The organism is Aquibium oceanicum, from assembly GCF_001889605.1.
In the GTDB taxonomy this organism is placed as follows: Bacteria; Pseudomonadota; Alphaproteobacteria; order Rhizobiales; family Rhizobiaceae; genus Aquibium; species Aquibium oceanicum.
The window spans coordinates 2,314,459-2,330,423 of the sequence record NZ_CP018171.1; the positions used below are offsets into that span (position 1 = coordinate 2,314,459).

The 15,965-nt window shown below is 64.8% G+C and carries 20 protein-coding genes; 4 read left to right on the plus strand and 16 right to left on the minus strand.

Translation table 11 applies throughout. The annotated features are described in order from the left end of the window. The first annotated feature begins 96 nt into the window (after positions 1-96). A complete protein-coding gene (locus BSQ44_RS11435) occupies positions 97-1,029 on the plus strand; it encodes a TerC family protein (protein WP_072604148.1) in 933 nt (310 codons plus the stop codon). A gap of 320 nt (positions 1,030-1,349) precedes the next feature. Beyond that, positions 1,350-2,150, plus strand: a complete 801-nt coding sequence (locus BSQ44_RS11440; protein WP_072608010.1) for a tetratricopeptide repeat protein — start codon at positions 1,350-1,352, stop codon at positions 2,148-2,150. A 12-nt stretch (positions 2,151-2,162) separates the two neighbouring features. Here BSQ44_RS11440 and BSQ44_RS11445 read toward each other — a convergent pair whose 3' ends face one another. From BSQ44_RS11445 to BSQ44_RS11470, 6 genes are all read right to left on the minus strand, one after another. Continuing rightward, positions 2,163-2,453 (minus strand): hypothetical protein, encoded by a 291-nt coding sequence (locus BSQ44_RS11445; RefSeq protein WP_072608011.1) that lies wholly within the window; start codon positions 2,451-2,453, stop codon positions 2,163-2,165. Between the two features lie 46 nt (positions 2,454-2,499). Continuing rightward, on the minus strand, positions 2,500-3,288 hold the full coding sequence (xth, locus tag BSQ44_RS11450) for an exodeoxyribonuclease III (protein WP_072604150.1): 789 nt from the start codon (positions 3,286-3,288) through the stop codon (positions 2,500-2,502). Between the two features lie 46 nt (positions 3,289-3,334). After that, positions 3,335-3,649, minus strand: coding sequence for an addiction module antidote protein (locus BSQ44_RS11455; protein WP_072604152.1), 315 nt, complete (start codon positions 3,647-3,649; stop codon positions 3,335-3,337). A 1-nt stretch (position 3,650) separates the two neighbouring features. After that, positions 3,651-3,947, minus strand: a complete 297-nt coding sequence (locus BSQ44_RS11460) for a type II toxin-antitoxin system RelE/ParE family toxin (protein WP_072604154.1) — start codon at positions 3,945-3,947, stop codon at positions 3,651-3,653. Between the two features lie 137 nt (positions 3,948-4,084). Next, entirely contained in the window at positions 4,085-5,494 is a 1,410-nt protein-coding gene (glnA, locus tag BSQ44_RS11465) for a type I glutamate--ammonia ligase (RefSeq protein ID WP_072604156.1), read from the minus strand. Between the two features lie 47 nt (positions 5,495-5,541). Next, a complete protein-coding gene (locus BSQ44_RS11470) occupies positions 5,542-5,880 on the minus strand; it encodes a P-II family nitrogen regulator (protein ID WP_072604158.1) in 339 nt (112 codons plus the stop codon). Positions 5,881-6,183: 303 nt separating this feature from the next. Between BSQ44_RS11470 and BSQ44_RS11475 the strand changes: the two genes are divergently transcribed. Beyond that, positions 6,184-7,713 (plus strand): bifunctional ADP-dependent NAD(P)H-hydrate dehydratase/NAD(P)H-hydrate epimerase, encoded by a 1,530-nt coding sequence (locus BSQ44_RS11475; protein WP_072604161.1) that lies wholly within the window; start codon positions 6,184-6,186, stop codon positions 7,711-7,713. 6 nt (positions 7,714-7,719) lie between these two features. Here BSQ44_RS11475 and BSQ44_RS11480 read toward each other — a convergent pair whose 3' ends face one another. The 9 genes from BSQ44_RS11480 to BSQ44_RS11520 all read right to left on the minus strand — a co-directional run bounded on the left by BSQ44_RS11480 (position 7,720) and on the right by BSQ44_RS11520 (position 14,798). Beyond that, on the minus strand, positions 7,720-8,103 hold the full coding sequence (locus BSQ44_RS11480) for a helix-turn-helix domain-containing protein (RefSeq protein ID WP_072604164.1): 384 nt from the start codon (positions 8,101-8,103) through the stop codon (positions 7,720-7,722). 77 nt (positions 8,104-8,180) lie between these two features. Further along, on the minus strand, positions 8,181-9,041 hold the full coding sequence (fghA, locus tag BSQ44_RS11485; RefSeq protein ID WP_072604166.1) for an S-formylglutathione hydrolase: 861 nt from the start codon (positions 9,039-9,041) through the stop codon (positions 8,181-8,183). Positions 9,042-9,191: 150 nt separating this feature from the next. Beyond that, on the minus strand, positions 9,192-9,782 hold the full coding sequence (locus tag BSQ44_RS11490; RefSeq protein ID WP_072604168.1) for a DUF1353 domain-containing protein: 591 nt from the start codon (positions 9,780-9,782) through the stop codon (positions 9,192-9,194). A 141-nt stretch (positions 9,783-9,923) separates the two neighbouring features. Continuing rightward, positions 9,924-10,385 carry a YaiI/YqxD family protein gene (locus BSQ44_RS11495; protein ID WP_072608012.1) on the minus strand — a complete coding sequence of 154 codons (462 nt, stop codon included), beginning with the start codon at positions 10,383-10,385 and terminating at the stop codon, positions 9,924-9,926. A gap of 16 nt (positions 10,386-10,401) precedes the next feature. Next, positions 10,402-11,424 (minus strand): methionine synthase, encoded by a 1,023-nt coding sequence (locus BSQ44_RS11500; protein ID WP_072604170.1) that lies wholly within the window; start codon positions 11,422-11,424, stop codon positions 10,402-10,404. Between the two features lie 30 nt (positions 11,425-11,454). Then, the gene (locus BSQ44_RS11505; protein ID WP_072604172.1) at positions 11,455-11,922 is read right to left on the minus strand and encodes an MAPEG family protein; all 468 of its coding nucleotides are present in this window, start codon (positions 11,920-11,922) and stop codon (positions 11,455-11,457) included. A gap of 109 nt (positions 11,923-12,031) precedes the next feature. Further along, positions 12,032-12,850, minus strand: a complete 819-nt coding sequence (locus tag BSQ44_RS11510) for a hypothetical protein (protein ID WP_072604174.1) — start codon at positions 12,848-12,850, stop codon at positions 12,032-12,034. 204 nt (positions 12,851-13,054) lie between these two features. Next, positions 13,055-13,648, minus strand: coding sequence for an ATP-dependent Clp protease proteolytic subunit (locus BSQ44_RS11515; protein ID WP_083534707.1), 594 nt, complete (start codon positions 13,646-13,648; stop codon positions 13,055-13,057). A gap of 25 nt (positions 13,649-13,673) precedes the next feature. Beyond that, positions 13,674-14,798, minus strand: coding sequence for an S-(hydroxymethyl)glutathione dehydrogenase/class III alcohol dehydrogenase (locus BSQ44_RS11520; protein WP_072604177.1), 1,125 nt, complete (start codon positions 14,796-14,798; stop codon positions 13,674-13,676). Between the two features lie 197 nt (positions 14,799-14,995). Between BSQ44_RS11520 and BSQ44_RS11525 the strand changes: the two genes are divergently transcribed. Next, positions 14,996-15,190 (plus strand): hypothetical protein, encoded by a 195-nt coding sequence (locus BSQ44_RS11525; protein ID WP_072604180.1) that lies wholly within the window; start codon positions 14,996-14,998, stop codon positions 15,188-15,190. Positions 15,191-15,203: 13 nt separating this feature from the next. On the opposite strand, the gene BSQ44_RS11530 is transcribed toward BSQ44_RS11525, so the two are convergent. Next, the gene (locus BSQ44_RS11530; protein ID WP_072604183.1) at positions 15,204-15,863 is read right to left on the minus strand and encodes a thermonuclease family protein; all 660 of its coding nucleotides are present in this window, start codon (positions 15,861-15,863) and stop codon (positions 15,204-15,206) included. Between the last annotated feature and the right edge of the window lie 102 nt (positions 15,864-15,965).

Genomic DNA, 15,965 nt, shown 5'->3' on the forward strand with positions numbered 1-15,965 from the left:
GTCACCCGGGCCGGGCCCCTCTGACAGGCGAGGCGTCGCCTGTGATGTCGGACCGATCGACAGCGCGCTGACGCGGCGCAACCTGCATCCTTTTCAATGATTCATCATGAGTGGCTTTGGCCGGGTTTCCTGGCGTTCGTCGCCGCGATCCTCTTTTTCGATCTGTTCGTCCTCCACCGCAAGGACCACGTCATCTCGAAGCGCGAAGCGCTGATCACCGTTGGCGGCTACGTAACGCTGGCGATGCTCTTTGCGGCGGGTGTCTTCTATTTCGCGGGGCGGACCCGCGGGGCGGAATTTCTCACCGGCTATCTGGTGGAGCAGGCGCTTTCGCTCGACAACATCTTCGTCATCGCGCTGATCTTCAGCTATTTTCGCGTTCCGCCCGAGGCGCAGTATCGCGTGCTCTTCTACGGCATCGTCGGCGCGATCGTCATGCGCCTCTCGCTGATCGTGCCCGGCGTGAAGATCGTCGATCAGTTCGCGGTCGTCGGAATGGCATTGGGCGCTCTGCTGGTCTTTTCCGGCTACAAGATGATGATGGCGGGGGACGAGATGATCGATCCCGGCGACAGCCGCATCGTACGCTGGCTGCAGAAGACGGGGCGCGTGACGAACGAGTACGAGGGTTCGAAATTCCTCGTCGTGCGGCAGGGACTGCTTTACATGACGCCCCTGTTCGTCGTGCTGGTGACGGTCGAGTTCACCGACCTCGTCTTCGCCATCGATTCCATCCCGGCCGTGCTGGCGATTTCGAACGATCCCTTCATCGTCTTTTCCTCCAACGTCTTCGCCATCATGGGTCTGCGGGCGCTGTTCTTCGTCCTTTCCGGCATGATGCGCGATTTCCACCACCTGAAGACCGGACTTTCGCTGGTTCTCATGTTCATCGGCGCCAAGATGCTGCTTGCGCATTTCATCAAGATCCCGTCGACGATCGCGCTTCTCGTGACGGCGCTGATCATCTTCGGCTCCGTCATCGCCTCGATCCTGACGCGCGAGAAGGAACAGGGCGACGAGCGCGGCTGAGCCGCGTCCTGTTCTTCGCGGAAGGAAATCTCATCACCGGACACAGCCGAGTGTCGATTCGGCAACACTCTTTCAACGCGGGTTGTTGTAGAAGGTAACGGGGGAGCCAATCGCCGCGATGCCGCCACAAACGGGTCGCAACTGGTTGGTTCACGGAGCGCGGCGAAAGCCGCATCTCAACAGGGTGCCTGCCGCTTCGCGGCATGAAAGACAATGAAAGTCGGAACGACATTCCGGAACTGGCAGCGGACGGCGGCACGACGCGTCGCATCTTTCGCGCTTGCGGGATCATCGGCCGGGCGAGAGAAAATTTGACGGCCATGTCCATGTCTGAGTGGACCCGCAAGGTCCTGGTCTGTGTTGCATTCGGAAGCTGCCTCTCGGTAGCCCAGAGCGCCCATGCGCTCGACCCGAACACCATGCGGGAGAGGGAAACCAGCCCCTGGGCGGTCTTCCGCAACGGGTTCTTCGCTTACAAGCAGGGGCACAAGCAGGAGGCGATCGAAGCCTACCGCTACGCCGCCGAGAACGGACAGCTCGGTGCGCGCTGGAAGCTGGCGCGCATGTATGCCGAGGGCGACGGCATCCGCCGCGACGACTACGAAGCGTTCAAGGCCTTCAGCGAGATCGTCCAGCAGGACGTCGAACCGGGCAGCCTGGAGGAGACTTATGTCTCCGACGCGCTTGTCGCCGTCGCCGGCTACCTGCGCAAGGGCATTCCCGGCTCGCCGGTGAAGGCCAACCCCATCGCCGCGCAGGACTACTACATGCGCGCGGCCGCCACCTACCGCAACCCGAACGCCCAGTACGAGATCGGCAGGATGTTCCTGACCGGCGAAGGCGTGAAGGCGAGCGTCAAGCAGGCCGGCCGCTGGCTGCAACTCGCGGCCGAAAAGGGCCATGCCGGCGCGCAGGCGACGCTCGGCAATCTCCTGTTCCAGAGCGGCAAGGTGGTCAAGGGCCTCGCCATGATGACCGCAGCGCTGGAACGCGCTCCGGCGGGAGACCAGATCTGGATCCGCGAGTTGCAGGAGGAAGCCTTCTCGCTCGCGGGCGAGTCCGACCGGCGCACGGCGATCGCACTCGCCGAGGACATCCTCCAGAAGGGCACGGCGGAGTAGCCGAGCCGGCGATCAGCTTTTGTCTTGAGGACCGGACATCGGTTTCGCCGGCGATGCCTGCCGTTCAGGCAGGCTGATCGACGAGATCGGGCAACCCTCGCCGATCTTCTGCCACGAGGTGTTGTTGAGGACTTTTCCGCAGCGCGCCAGCCACGAACCGCTGGAAAGCTTCAGGCAGACCGTCTCTCCCAGCGTGTAGCGCTGGCCGTTGGCGATGCACATGCATTCGTCCGCCGAGGCTTGTCCGGGAAGCGCGAAGCCAGCCCAGGCGATCGCCAATGACAGGATCGCAAGTCTCTTCATGGGATGACCATAGCACGTTCCGGCGTCCAAGCGCCAGAAGCCATTCTCAGGCCGCGTCCAGGGCCAGTTCCACGACAGCCGGGACATGGTCGGATGGCTTTTCCCAGGCCCGCACGTGCTTTTCCACTGACGCCGCGTCGAGGTGCCGGGCGGCTTCCGGCGACAGCATCAGGTGGTCGATCCGGATACCGTTGTTCTTCTGCCAGGCGCCCGCCTGATAGTCCCAGAACGTGTAGAGCGCCTCGTCCGTGACGGCGCGGATGCTGTCCGTGAAGCCGAGCAAGGAAAGTTGCCGGAAGGCGGAACGGCTCTCCGGCTGGTAGAGCGCGTCGTTCACCCAGACGTCCGGGTTTTTCGCGTCGATCGGCTGGGGGATGACGTTGTAGTCGCCGGCAAGCACGATCGGTTCCTCGAGCGCGAGCCGGTCTTTCGCCCACGCCTCCAGGCGCTCCATCCAGCCGAGCTTGTAGGTGAATTTCTCGGTGCCGACCGGGTTGCCGTTCGGGAGATAGAGCGACACCACCCGCAGCACGCCGGCGGACGTCGAAAACACGCCTTCGATGAAGCGCGCATGGTCGTCGCCGTCGTTGCCCGGCAGCCGGCAGGTGACCTCGTCGAAGCGCAGCTTCGACAGGATGGCCACGCCGTTGAAGCCCTTCTGGCCGTGCGTCTCGACATGATAGCCGAGCGCCTCGATCTCCAGCCGCGGAAAATTCTCGTCGACCGACTTGATCTCCTGCAGGCACACGATGTCGGGCTGGCTGTCCTTCAGCCAGGTGAGGAGATTGTCGATGCGCGCCTTGACGCCGTTGATGTTCCAGGTCGCGATCTTCATGGTCTCGAGTTCCCGCAGTGCGCACTCATCGGCTTTCTGACCATACTCATCCTTCCCGGCTCGGGCCAGCCAGGGCATGCGCGGGTCTGGCCGTCAGTTCGATGCCGAGCGCCTTCATCACCGCGATGGTTGTCTTGAGGGTAGGATTCCCTTTGTCGCTGAACGACCGGTAGAGCTGCTCGCGCGAAAGCCCCGTCTCGTTCGCGATCTGGGTCATGCCCTTCGCGCGCGCCACGACGCCAAGCGCGTGCGCGATATATCCGGCATCCTCGGAAGCGAACGCCTCCGCCATGAAGGACGCTATTGCCTCGTCGGAGGTCAGTCCCTCGGCGGGGTCGAACGTCGTCAGTACCTCGGCCACGTCATTCCTTCCATTCTTCAGCCAGACGTTTGGCGGTTCTGATGTCCTTCGCCTGTGTGCTCTTGTCGCCGCCACACAGGAGGACAATGAGGGTGCTGCCGCGCTGCTGGAGATAAACGCGGTAGCCGGGACCGTGGTGGATGCGCACCTCGCTTATGCCGCCACCCACCGGCTTGACGTCGCCTACGTGTCCGTAGGCCAGTCGGTCGAGCCGTGCGAAGATCAGACCGCGGGCACGCTCATCCTTGAGGCGCGTCCACCACTTCCTGAACGTCTCCGTCTGCTTCAGCTCGAACATGGAAGATAGTAGTTTTCGAACTACAAACCGTCAAGCGTCCGAAAGTTACGACCCACCTCGGGAGACATGCCCAGGTTGCAACGAAACGAGCCGGGGACATGCCCCGGCTCGCATCCGTTCGCTCGAACTCGGTCCGGTCAGACCGAATAGTACATGTCGAACTCGACCGGATGCGGGGTCATTTCGAAGCGCATGACCTCGTGCATCTTGAGTTCGATGTAGGCGTCGATCTGGTCGTCGTCGAAGACGCCGCCGGCCTTGAGGAAGCCGCGGTCCTTGTCGAGGCTCATCAGGGCCTCGCGCAGAGAGCCGCACACGGTCGGGATCTTCTTCAGTTCCTTCGGCGGCAGGTCGTAGAGATCCTTGTCCATCGGCTGGCCGGGGTGGATCTTGTTCTTGATGCCGTCGAGGCCGGCCATCAGCATCGCCGCGAAGCCGAGGTACGGGTTCGCGCCGGGATCCGGGAAGCGGACCTCGACGCGCTTGGCCTTCGGCGAGGAGCCGAACGGGATGCGGCAGGAGGCCGAGCGGTTGCGCGCCGAGTAGGCGAGCAGAACCGGAGCCTCGAAGCCGGGCACAAGGCGCTTGTAGGAATTGGTCAGCGGGTTGGTGAAGGCGTTGATCGCCTTGGCGTGCTTGATGATGCCGCCGATGTAGAACAGGCAGCTCTCCGACAGGCCGGCGTACTCGTTGCCCGCGAAGGTCGGCTTGCCGCCCTTCCAGATCGACTGGTGCACGTGCATGCCCGAGCCGTTGTCGCCGTAGACCGGCTTCGGCATGAAGGTGGCCGTCTTGCCGTATGCGTTCGCGACCTGGTGGATGACGTACTTGTAGATCTGCATCTTGTCGGCGTTGCGCGTGAGCGTGTCGAACTTGATGCCGAGTTCGTGCTGGGCGGCCGCGACCTCGTGGTGGTGCTTTTCGACCACCACACCCATCTCGGCCATGACGGTCAGCATCTCGGAGCGCATGTCCTGCAGCGAATCGACCGGCGGAACCGGGAAGTAGCCGCCCTTGACGCGCGGCCGGTGGCCGAGATTGCCGGTCTCGTAGTCGGTGTCGTCGTTCGACGGCAGTTCGCTCGAATCGAGCTTGAAGCCGGTGTTGTAGGGGTCGGCCTTGTACTTGACGTCGTCGAACACGAAGAACTCGGCCTCGGGACCGACATAGACGGTGTCGCCGATGCCTTCGGACTTCATGTAGGCTTCCGCCTTCTTGGCGGTTCCGCGCGGGTCGCGGTTGTAGGACTCGCCCGAGATCGGGTCGAGGATGTCGCAGACGACGGCCATGGTGGACTGTGCGAAGAAGGGGTCCATGTGCGCCGTCTCGGTGTCGGGCATCAGCACCATGTCGGACTCGTTGATCGCCTTCCAGCCCGCGATCGAGGAGCCGTCGAACATCACGCCGTCCGCGAACATGTCCTCGTCGACAGCCGCGACGTCCATGGTCACGTGCTGCATCTTGCCCTTCGGATCGGTGAAACGCAGATCGACGAACTTAACGTCGTTGTCCTTGATCTGCTTCATGATGTCGTTTGCTGTCGTCATCTTTCATCCCTTGTCTGACGGTGTTTTTTTTAAAGCGGACTTCCGTCTCAGATAGCGTCTATCCCGGTTTCGCCCGTACGGATACGGACGACTTCCTCGATGTTGGATACGAATATCTTGCCATCGCCGATCCGACCAGTCTGCGCCGCCTTGCGTATCGCTTCCAGAGCGGCTTCGACGGATTCGTCGCCAAGCACCACCTCGACCTTCACCTTGGGCAGGAAGTCCACGACGTATTCGGCTCCCCGGTACAGTTCGGTATGGCCCTTCTGGCGTCCGAAGCCCTTCGCTTCCGTCACCGTGATCCCCTGCAATCCGACTTCCTGAAGGGCTTCCTTCACCTCGTCAAGCTTGAACGGCTTGATGATCGCTTCGATTTTTTTCATTAGACGGGGGCCTCCGATGGATTGAGCGGCGATCGAACCCGCTTCGCCGACCCACAAGCACGAAGCATGCCAGACGAGGGTGGTTGAACGGGCGCGACAGCGATTCACGGGACGCCGCGATATCACTCCGGGTTTTGCGTCGCTACGCTTACGGGGGTTACACCGGGCGAGCCGAATGGCTTCCAGACCACCATGCTGCTTGCCCAAAAAATACGCAAGCCGCAAACATCATGAGCAGGAACGAAGTGTTTGCCCGCTGCCGCCCAAACCGTCTACGCTGCGCCTCGTTCGACGGGGTATTCGATGAGCTTTGAACTCCTGTCTCCGACGGAAATGTCGGAGGCCGACCGGCTGTCCATCGCGCGCGGACCCCATGACGGGCCGGCGCTGATGCGCAACGCCGGAGCGGCGGTCGCCCGCGAGGTACTTTCTCGCTATCCCCAGGCCCGAACGGTCCACGTCCTGGCGGGACCGGGCAACAATGGCGGCGACGGTTTCGCTGCGGCGCGGCTACTGGCGCAGGCGGGCGTGGATGCGCGCGTTTATTGCGAAGGGCGTCCGGTGGCGGGGAGCGATGCGGCGGGCGCGCTCGCGGACATGCGGCTGCCGCTGCTCGGCTTCGATGCGTTCGCGCCGGAAGAGACGGACGTCGTCGTCGATGCACTGTTCGGAGCCGGGCTGGCGCGTGCGATCGGCGGGGCTTATGCGCAAGCCGTCGAGAAGGCGAACGCTTCGGGCGCCTGTGTCGTGGCGGTCGATCTCCCCTCCGGTCTCTCCGGCGGATCCGGGCTCGTGCTCGGCACCGCGATCAGGGCCGGCGTCACCGTCACCTTCTTCCGCCTGAAGCCCGGACATCTGCTCTATCCCGGTCGCGCGCTGTGCGGCGACACGGTGCTCGCCGACATCGGCATTCCGGCCGACGTGCTTTCCGAGATCGGGCCGCGAACATTCCGCAACACGCCCGAACTCTGGCGCGAAACCTTTCCCTGGCCGCACAGCGGTTCGCACAAATATGCGCGCGGTCATGTCGGGGTCTTCTCCGGAGGTCCCTCCGCGAGCGGCGCGGCCCGCCTTGCCGCGATTTCGGCCGCGCGGGCCGGCGCCGGCGCCGTCACGGTCCTCTCGCCCAAGCAGGCGGTTCAGGTGAACGCCATGCACCTGACGGCGGTGATGTTGAAGTGGATCGACACACCCGAGGAAGCGGTCAACTTCGCGAAGGACAGGAAAATGTCGTCGGCCGTGATCGGACCGGGTTTCGGCGTGGGCGAGCGATGCGTGGAATTCTTGCTGGCGCTGGCCGGCCTCGGCGCGGAAAGCCCGTTCGGCCTGGTCCTCGACGCCGACGCGATTACGTCGTTCGCGGATGCTCCGGACAGGCTGTTCGAGGCGCTGGCGGCGATAGGTGCGCAGACCGGACGGGAGAGGGCGGTCCTGACCCCGCACGAAGGTGAATTCCGCCGGCTCTTCCCCGATCTTGCCGATGCTCAGGGCGTCTCCAAGCCGGAACGCGCCCGCCGCGCAGCGGAGCGCGCAAATGCGGTTGTCATCCTCAAGGGTCCCGACACCGTGATCGCCGCTCCCGACGGCCGCGCCGCGATCAACGTCAATGCGACGCCGTTCCTGGCGACGGCGGGCTCGGGCGACGTGCTGGCGGGCATCGTGGCGGGTCTGCTGGCACAGGGAATGCCGACCTTTGAAGCGGCGGCGGCCGGTGTCTGGCTGCACGCCGAGGCGGGAGCGCGCTTCGGCCCGGGTCTGATCGCGGAGGACCTGCCCGCTCTCCTGCCCGCCGCCCTTAGTGAACTTTACAACGGCGACAGAACGTCGTTCTGACCGGCCTCAGCGCTCTTCTTCGAGGCGCGTGACTTCGCGTTGGATCCGGTCGATGATGCGACCGGTGTCCTCGTGCATGCGCTTCAGGCGTTCCAGCTGCACGGTGATGGCGGCGAGCGGATCGGGGCCGATTTCGTCGGCCGGCGCATCGCCGACCCCGTGCAGCAGCCACACCAGATTGACGTTGAGGATGCCAGCCAGCAGCGACAGTCTCTCGACGCTGGGCTCCGAGCGATCACTCTCCCACTGCTCGATGGTCTTCTGCCTCACGCCGACGCGGCGCGCCAGTGCGGCGGTGGTCATTCCCTGCGCGTCGCGGATGCGCGAGAGGCGGCCTCCGAACGTGTCGGAATCGGGAAGTCGGTTGTGGATCGAGGTCACGACTGCCATGGAACGGTTTCCCTCCAGCTGCGGATCATTTTTGTCATAGATAGCTGTATTCGGCCTCCGTGTCGCCGCGACGAACGTCAGGTGACGTCGCCTTCGGGCACGCCGAGGCGTTCGCCATGCCAGCGCAGGTGGTCGTCCATGAACGTCGAGATGAAGAAATAGGAGTGGTCGTATCCGGCCTGCATGCGAAGCCTGAGCGGAATGCCGGCCTTGCGGCAGGCTTCCTCCAGCAGCCACGGCTTGAGGCCGTCTTCCAGGAAACCGTCGGCCTTGCCCTGGTCGACGAGGAATTCCGAAAAGCGGTAGCCATCCTCGATCAGCGAGCACGCGTCGTGGAGGCGCCAGTCGGCCTGGTTGGGGCCGAGATAGCGCTCGAACGCCTTGGCCGACCAGTCGGCCTGGGACGGATGCACGATCGGCGCGAAGGCGGAGCAGCTCCTGAAGCGCTTCGGGTTCCTGAGCGCGATGGTGAGCGCGCCATGCCCGCCCATGGAATGGCCGAAGATCGACTGGCGGTTCATGTCCGCGGGGAAGTTCGCCGCCACGAGGCGCGGCAGTTCATCGATGATATAGGAATACATGCGGTAGTTGGCGTCGTAGGGCGCCTCGGTGGCATCGAGGTAGAAGCCGGCGCCTGAGCCGAACTGCCAGTCGCCCTTGTCGTCCGGCACTGTCTCGCCGCGCGGGCTGGTGTCGGGACAGACCACGATAAGTCCGAGTTCGGCCGCGATGCGCCGGTACTCGCCCTTGTCCATCACGTTGGCATGGGTGCAGGTGAGGCCGGAGAGATACCACAAGACGGGGCAGGGACCCTTTACGGCTTGCGGCGGGACGAAGACGGCGAATGTCATGTCGCAACCGCAGGCTTCGGACGCGTGGCTGTAGACGCCCTGCACGCCGCCTTGGGATTTTGCTGTCGAAACGGTCTTGATGCTCATGGGTGCGCTGCCCGGCGAAAGCCGGAGATCTCTTCGTGAATGTATCTGGATCGCCCAAGGGGCGGAGGAAAGTGGATTTTCCTTAGCATGGAGGGTCCGGATCGCCAAACCGCCGGCGGGCTCCGACGCGCCCCGGCAAGCGTTCCGGGCTTACATCACCGCCGCCGCCGGCCGTTCGTCCTCCGGCGGGAGCACCGGCATCTCGCGCGACCGCCGTTCGATCTCCGCGTCGATCTCTTCGATGGAGGGGTTGCTTTCCTCGACCCATTTTTCGAGCCGGGCGAATTCGTCGTCGGCCATGGCCCGGTAGACCGTCACCTCCTGGCCCCTAGAAAGCACCTCCAGGCCGTTGATCGCCAGCGGGCTCGAGAGCGTCTTCCAGTTCGGCCCGAAAGTCTTGACCATGGTGTACATGGTCTTGGCCTTGAGCACGCCGACGCCGCCGGCCACGCATGCCTCGTAGAACATGTGGTGGGTCGCTTCGGCCGATCGCGTCCGCACGTCGCAGAAGTAGTCGTGGACGACCGACGCCCGCCGGTACTCGCCGACAAAGGGTGGACCGAAAGTCGTCCAGAATATTCGCGGGATCGACGCGCCGTTGATGACGGCGTCCTTCTTCACGGTCCATTTCAGTCCGGCCGCGTCGACGAAGGTGAAGGCCTTCGTCAGCTTCATGTCGCGATCCTCGCCCGGCTGCTCCAGCCAGATGACGGAGACGGTCCCGATGAACTGCGCTGCCATGCGATCCTTCCGTGAAGCTACGAGCCATGGCGGGGATGATATGATGGAGCGGAAGCGGATGGCGTGATCCGCTTCACATTCGCAGATGCGGGCGGCCTTGTTCAGGTCGTGAGCCATTCGCCATTCGGCAGAGGCGGACAATCAAGACTGCCCACCGGCATTCAGCGCCCGGCGCACCGTCCGGTCCAGGGCGCTGAGGAATTCGGATCGGTCGCGGGCGGCGAAGCTGCGGTTGAAGCCGCGGTCTTCGCCCGTTTCCCTCAGATGCTGCTTCAGATCGCGCATGGCCACCGCCATGCCGATGGATTCGGGCGTGAACGGCCGTCCGGTCGGGCCGATGACGTGGACGCCGGCCGGGACGAGGCGTGCTGCCAGCGGCACGTCGGCCGTCACCGCGATGTCGTTGGGCAAAGCGTTCTCGACGATCCAGTCGTCGGCCGCGTCCGCTCCCTTCGACACGACGACGTTGCGGATCATCGGATCGCGCGAGGGGCGCAGGCCGCCGTTGGAGACGAAGATGACGACGAGCCCGTGGCGTTCCGCGACCGTTATGGCCTCGTCCTTCACCGGGCAGGCGTCCGCATCGACGAGGATCTGCGGCAGGCGCGTGTCCGCCACCTCAGCCAAGGTTCTTGCGCGCCAGCGCCGCGCCTTCGCCGAGGGCCTTCAGTTTGCCCACCGCGACATCGCGCGACAGCGGCGCCAGGCCGCAGTTGGTACAGGGCTGGATGCGCTCCGCGTCGGCGTGCTTCAGCGCCTCGGAGATCGTCGATGCCACTTCGTCCGGTGTCTCGACCCGGCTCGTCGCCACGTCGATGACGCCGACGAGCAACTGCTTGTCGGGCAGGAGTTCGATCAGCGAGATCGGCACGCGGGAATTCGCGCATTCCAGCGACACCTGCTGGATGGAGGAGGCGTTGAGCGCGGGGAAGATCGCCTCGTACTGGCGCCATTCGTTGCCCAGCGTCTCCTTCCACTTCACGTTCGCCTCGATGCCGTAGCCGTAGCAGATATGGACGGCGGTGGCGCATTTCAGGCCGCGGGCGGCGCGCTCCAGCGCGGCGATGCCCCAGTCGTTCACCTCGTCCATGAAGACGTTGAAGGCCGGCTCGTCGAACTGCACGACATCGACGCCCGCCGCTTCCAGCTCCAGCGCCTCCTCGTTGAGGATGTCGGCGAAGGCCATCGCCATGTCGGCGCGGCGGCCGTAGTGCTTATCGGCCAGCGTGTCGCAGATGGTCATCGGGCCGGGCAGGGTCCATTTCAGCTTGCGGCCGGTGTGCGACCGGCAGAAGGCGGCTTCGTCGCGGTGCACGGGCCGGGTGCGCCGCAGGGCTCCCGTCACCGTCGGCACGTCGGCGACGTAGCGGTTGTTGCGGATGCCCATGGGCGTCATGAGCTCCCAGTCGATGCCTTCCACGCTCTCAAGGAAGCCGTGCACGAAGTGGCGCCGGAACTGCTCGCCATCCGAGACGATGTCGATGCCTGCGTCCTCCTGCTCCTTGATCCAGACGAGCGCGGCATCGCGCTTGGCCCGGTCGAGTTCGGCGCCTTCGAAGCGCCATTTCGGCCAGAGCTTTTCGGTCTCGGCCAGCCAGTGCGGTTTCGGCAGACTGCCGGCGATGGTGGTGGGGAAGAGCATTTTTCCTCGGGTCGGTTGATTGCGAAGGTCTCAGGCCACGAGGGCTGCGACGAGAGCCCACAAGGTCATGAAGATCAGGATGAGCGAGCCGGCTGTCCAGAGATTGGCGCGCATGTCGTGCGTCTGGGCGGTAAAATAGGCCACGAAGTGCAGGAGCCTCGAAGCGACATAGCCGTAGAGCAGCAGCCAGGCGAGCCAGAGCGGGGGTTCCGCGAGGACGAAGAGCAACCCCGCGACCAGGAAGAAGGGGATGTTCTCGAGGTCGTTCTGGTGGATGCGGCGGATGCGCTCGACGCGCTCGTTGGGTTCGATCTGCCTGGGATCCGGACTCGGGTTGAGGCGGGTCCTGCGCAGATCCTCGGGCGAGCGGTAGCCGCCCTTCTCCCGGATCATGCGCCAGACCGTCAGCCAGGACATCGATACCGCCTTCAGGATCATCAGGCAGGCAGCAATCGCATAGGTCTCCATCAGCGGGTTCTGAAGGCTGATGCCATCCACGGTCGTTCCCCCTCGATTCCGGCCGGCGGCGCGGAGGCGGGTACGCTATCACATCGTCGTTCGGAGCGCCCGCACGCTTCGACGCGCGCGCCGGCACAGGGTACGGCGCCTATCCGCCCAGATGACAGCGGACAAGCGTCGCCTGCACGGGGGTCTCGGGCGAGCCGATTTCCAGCCGATCGGCAGCGGTGAGCGACAGCCGGATCTGACGGTCCTCCGTTTCGCCTTCGGCGATGCAGGAAGCGGCAAGCGTCACGATGCCGTCGGCGAGCGGCGCCTCTTCGATGTTGCACAGGCTCTCGTAGCGGCGAATGGTGGTCGGCGTGATGACGGCCATCTGTTCCACCGGCTCCTGGTCGATGCGGCTGCACTGGGTCGCATCGCCGGCCCATACACCCACGTAGTCCGGGCCGACGCCCGCTGGCCGGGCGCGGGCGGCGGAGAGGGTGTCGACTCTGAGAAGCTCCGCTGCCGCCAGCCGCGCCTGCGGGTCGCCTTCGGGGAGTTCGGTCTCAGTCTTCGATTCCTCGATACGGCGGTTGAGGTCATCGGCGGCTTCGCGAAGCTCCACCGCTGCCCGCTCGGCAGCGCCTTTGGCGATGCGACCGAGTTCCCGGGCATAGTCCCCGGCCTTGTCGATTGCCGGACCGGCATCCTCGATCGCCTGTTCGGCTGCGTCGCGGCCTTGCTTGAGCAAGGTGCCAGCACCCTCGGCGATCGACTTCGCGCCGTCTCGAAGCTGGTTGACCGCGCGATCCCGTTCGGCCGCGTCGTCACCTCCGTCCGGGGTGGCCGGGGGCGACGGCTCCGCTGCCGTCGGCGAATCGGCGGTCGGAGGAACGGCGGCTCCATCGGCTTTCTCGTCGCTGCAGGCTGCGAGTGACAGCGCGACAACGCCGGCGAAAATGGACAGAGTGAATGGTCTCATCGTGGCTCCAGGGAACATCCGGCCGGAACGGCCGCGTCCACGGGGGAATGCTCGTGCGGCGAGCGGGTTCCGCCGGGGGGGCAGCGGAGCGCCACGCTCCTGATGCTCTCGCCCTCATGCATCAGATGGTGGGAAACAGCATTCTTCTCCTCCGGACCGCCACCCGCGTGGCGGTCCTCAAGCACGGCCGGACCGGGCCGACGGCTACTTCAACTCGTCGACCGTGTTGATCACCGATCCCAGAAGACCGTAGGCGAGCGCTTCCTCGGTGGTGAGCCAGAAATCGCGATGGATATCCTTCATGATCTTTTCCGGCGGCTGGCCGGTCGCGGTGCCGAAGAGCTTGGCGAAGCGCTCGCGCATGCGGATGACCTGTTCGGCCTGGATGGCGATGTCGGACGCCGAGCCGCGCACGCCGCCGCTCGGTTCGTGAAGAAGAAAGCGCGTGTTCGGCAGGCAGTAGCGGTTCTCGAGCTTGGCACCGACGAAGATCAGCGCGCCCGCGCTGGCCACCCAGCCGCTGCCGATCGTGCGCACGGTCGGGCGGATGAACTTGATGATGTCGTGGACCATGTCGCCCGATTCGACGTGTCCGCCGGGCGAGGAGATGAACATGTTGATCGGCGCGTCGCTGTCCTCGGCCAGCGCGAGCAGTTGCGTGACCGTCCGCTGCGCCAGCTTGTCGTTGATCTCGCCAGTGACGATCACGTTGCGGCTCTTGAAGAAGAGCGCCTCGATCGGTCCGGGCTGCTTGGGTTCTTCGCCCTTGCCGGGTTCTTCCAGAAGCCAGGTGTTCATGCGTGTGCCTTTCCTTGTCTGGGCATCAATAGACCACGACGCTGCGAATCGATTCACCCGCATGCATCAGGTCGAAGCCCTTGTTGATCTCGTCGAGCGAAAGCTTGTGGGTGATCATCGGGTCAATCTGGATCTTGCCCTCCATATACCAGTCGACGATCTTCGGCACGTCGGTTCGTCCGCGCGCGCCGCCGAAGGCGGTGCCTTTCCAGGTGCGGCCGGTGACGAGCTGGAACGGCCGCGTCGCGATCTCCTGTCCGGCGCCGGCGACGCCGATGATGATCGATTCGCCCCAGCCGCGATGGGCGCATTCGAGCGCCTGCCGCATGACCTTGACGTTGCCCGTGCAGTCGAAGGTGTAGTCGGCGCCGCCGATCTGGTCGGCCCCGCGCTTGGTCAGGTTGACGATCTCGGCGACGACGTTCTCGCAGTTTTTCGGATTGACGAAATGCGTCATGCCGAACTTCTCGCCCCATTCCTTCTTGTCGTCGTTGATGTCGACGCCGATGATCATGTCGGCGCCGGCGAGCCTCAGCCCCTGGATGACGTTGAGGCCGATGCCGCCGAGGCCGAAGACGGCCGCCGTCGACCCGATCTCAACCTTGGCGGTGTTGATGACGGCGCCGATGCCGGTGGTGACGCCGCAGCCGATGTAGCAGATCGTGTCGAAGGGCGCGTCGGGATTGACCTTCGCCACCGCGATCTCGGGCAGCACGGTGAAGTTCGAGAAGGTCGAGCAGCCCATGTAGTGGAACAGCTTTTCGCCGCCGATCGAGAAGCGGCTGGAACCGTCGGGCATGAGCCCCTGGCCCTGGGTGGAGCGGATGGCGGTGCAAAGATTGGTCTTGCGCGACAGGCAGGAGGGGCACTGTCGGCATTCGGGCGTGTAGAGCGGGATGACGTGGTCTCCCTTCTTCACCGAGGTGACGCCCGGCCCGACGTCGACGACCACGCCCGCGCCCTCGTGGCCGAGGATTGCGGGAAACAGGCCTTCGGGATCGGCACCCGATAGGGTGAATTCGTCGGTGTGGCAGATCCCGGTCGCCTTGACCTCGACCAGCACCTCGCCTTCGCGCGGCCCTTCGAGGTCCACCTCCATGATCTCCAGCGGTTTTCCGGCAGCTGTGGCGACGGCGGCGCGTGTCTTCATGGGCGGTCCCTCCTGGTCTGCGATTTGCGCGGCAAGATTTCAGGAATTCCACGGGCGGGCAAGCCCATGCCGGGGAACCAGTCCGGGGCGGCCGCGTTACGGCCGGGTTCCGGCATCAATCCGTCACCGAACGGACATCGTCGGGTCATGCGGATTGGCTAAGTCCCCCTCGGCGGGGGCGGCCCGGGAGAGACGACATGCACTGCAATACGACCATAGACGAACTGCTCAGCGAGCCCATCATCCGCAAACTCATGGCAAGCGACGGTATCAAGGCCGAGGACATCCGGTCGCTGTTGGACGAGGCAAAGGCGCGTGCCAACATCACGACATCGGCCGGCGCGATCAAGTTGCCGCGGCCGGCGACTTCCGTGATGGAAATCGCGGGCTAGCGCCCTTCGCGGTTCAGCCGCACCAGCTTTCCTTGCGGCCTCGCCATTCGTGGGCGAGGCCATCGGCGACGAGGATTTCGCCGATCGAGCGGCCGTCGCGGTGCACCGTCCGCAGTTTGCGGCCGTAGCGGTCTTCGTCGCGATCGGCGCGCCGCAGTTCGAAGGGGCCGTCGTTGAGGAGGGTCTGCAGGCGATGCGTCGCCTCGTCGGCCAGCCGCTTTTCGGAGGCGCAGGCAGGACCGCTGACCTCCGGCGTGTCGATGTCTGCAATGCGGATCTTCACCCCGTCCATCCAGAACGTGTCTCCGTCGACCACGCAATCGATCCGGGCCGCTGATCCGCAGATCGAAAACCGCTTCTCGATCAGGTGACCCGAAGGCAGGCGCGCGGTCTCCCTGTCCGGACCCCGAAGCGCGACGTCGCCGCGCAAGGGCTGCTCCGCTTTGCCCGGCTCGAAATAGCCCACCAGATCGGGCGTCGGCGCAGCACCGGCGAGAAATGGAAGCGCGGCGGCGGCGAGGATGACGGCCAGGACCAGGAAGCCGAAGGACAGCGACATTCCCGGCTTGTAGGGAGCCCGCTTGGGAGGCGCCTGCCGGGGCCGGGGCCGCGATTTGCCGGACACTCCGCCGGTCGGCCTGTCGTTCCTCGATCCGAATTTCTCGCCAGCCATCCGCGCCCTCGTTTCAGGTCGGGCGCATCCTGTCTCGTCGAAGCTAGGGATCGGTTAACGTCGGCCTAATTATTTTAGAGATCGCTGATCGAAATGGGGCAG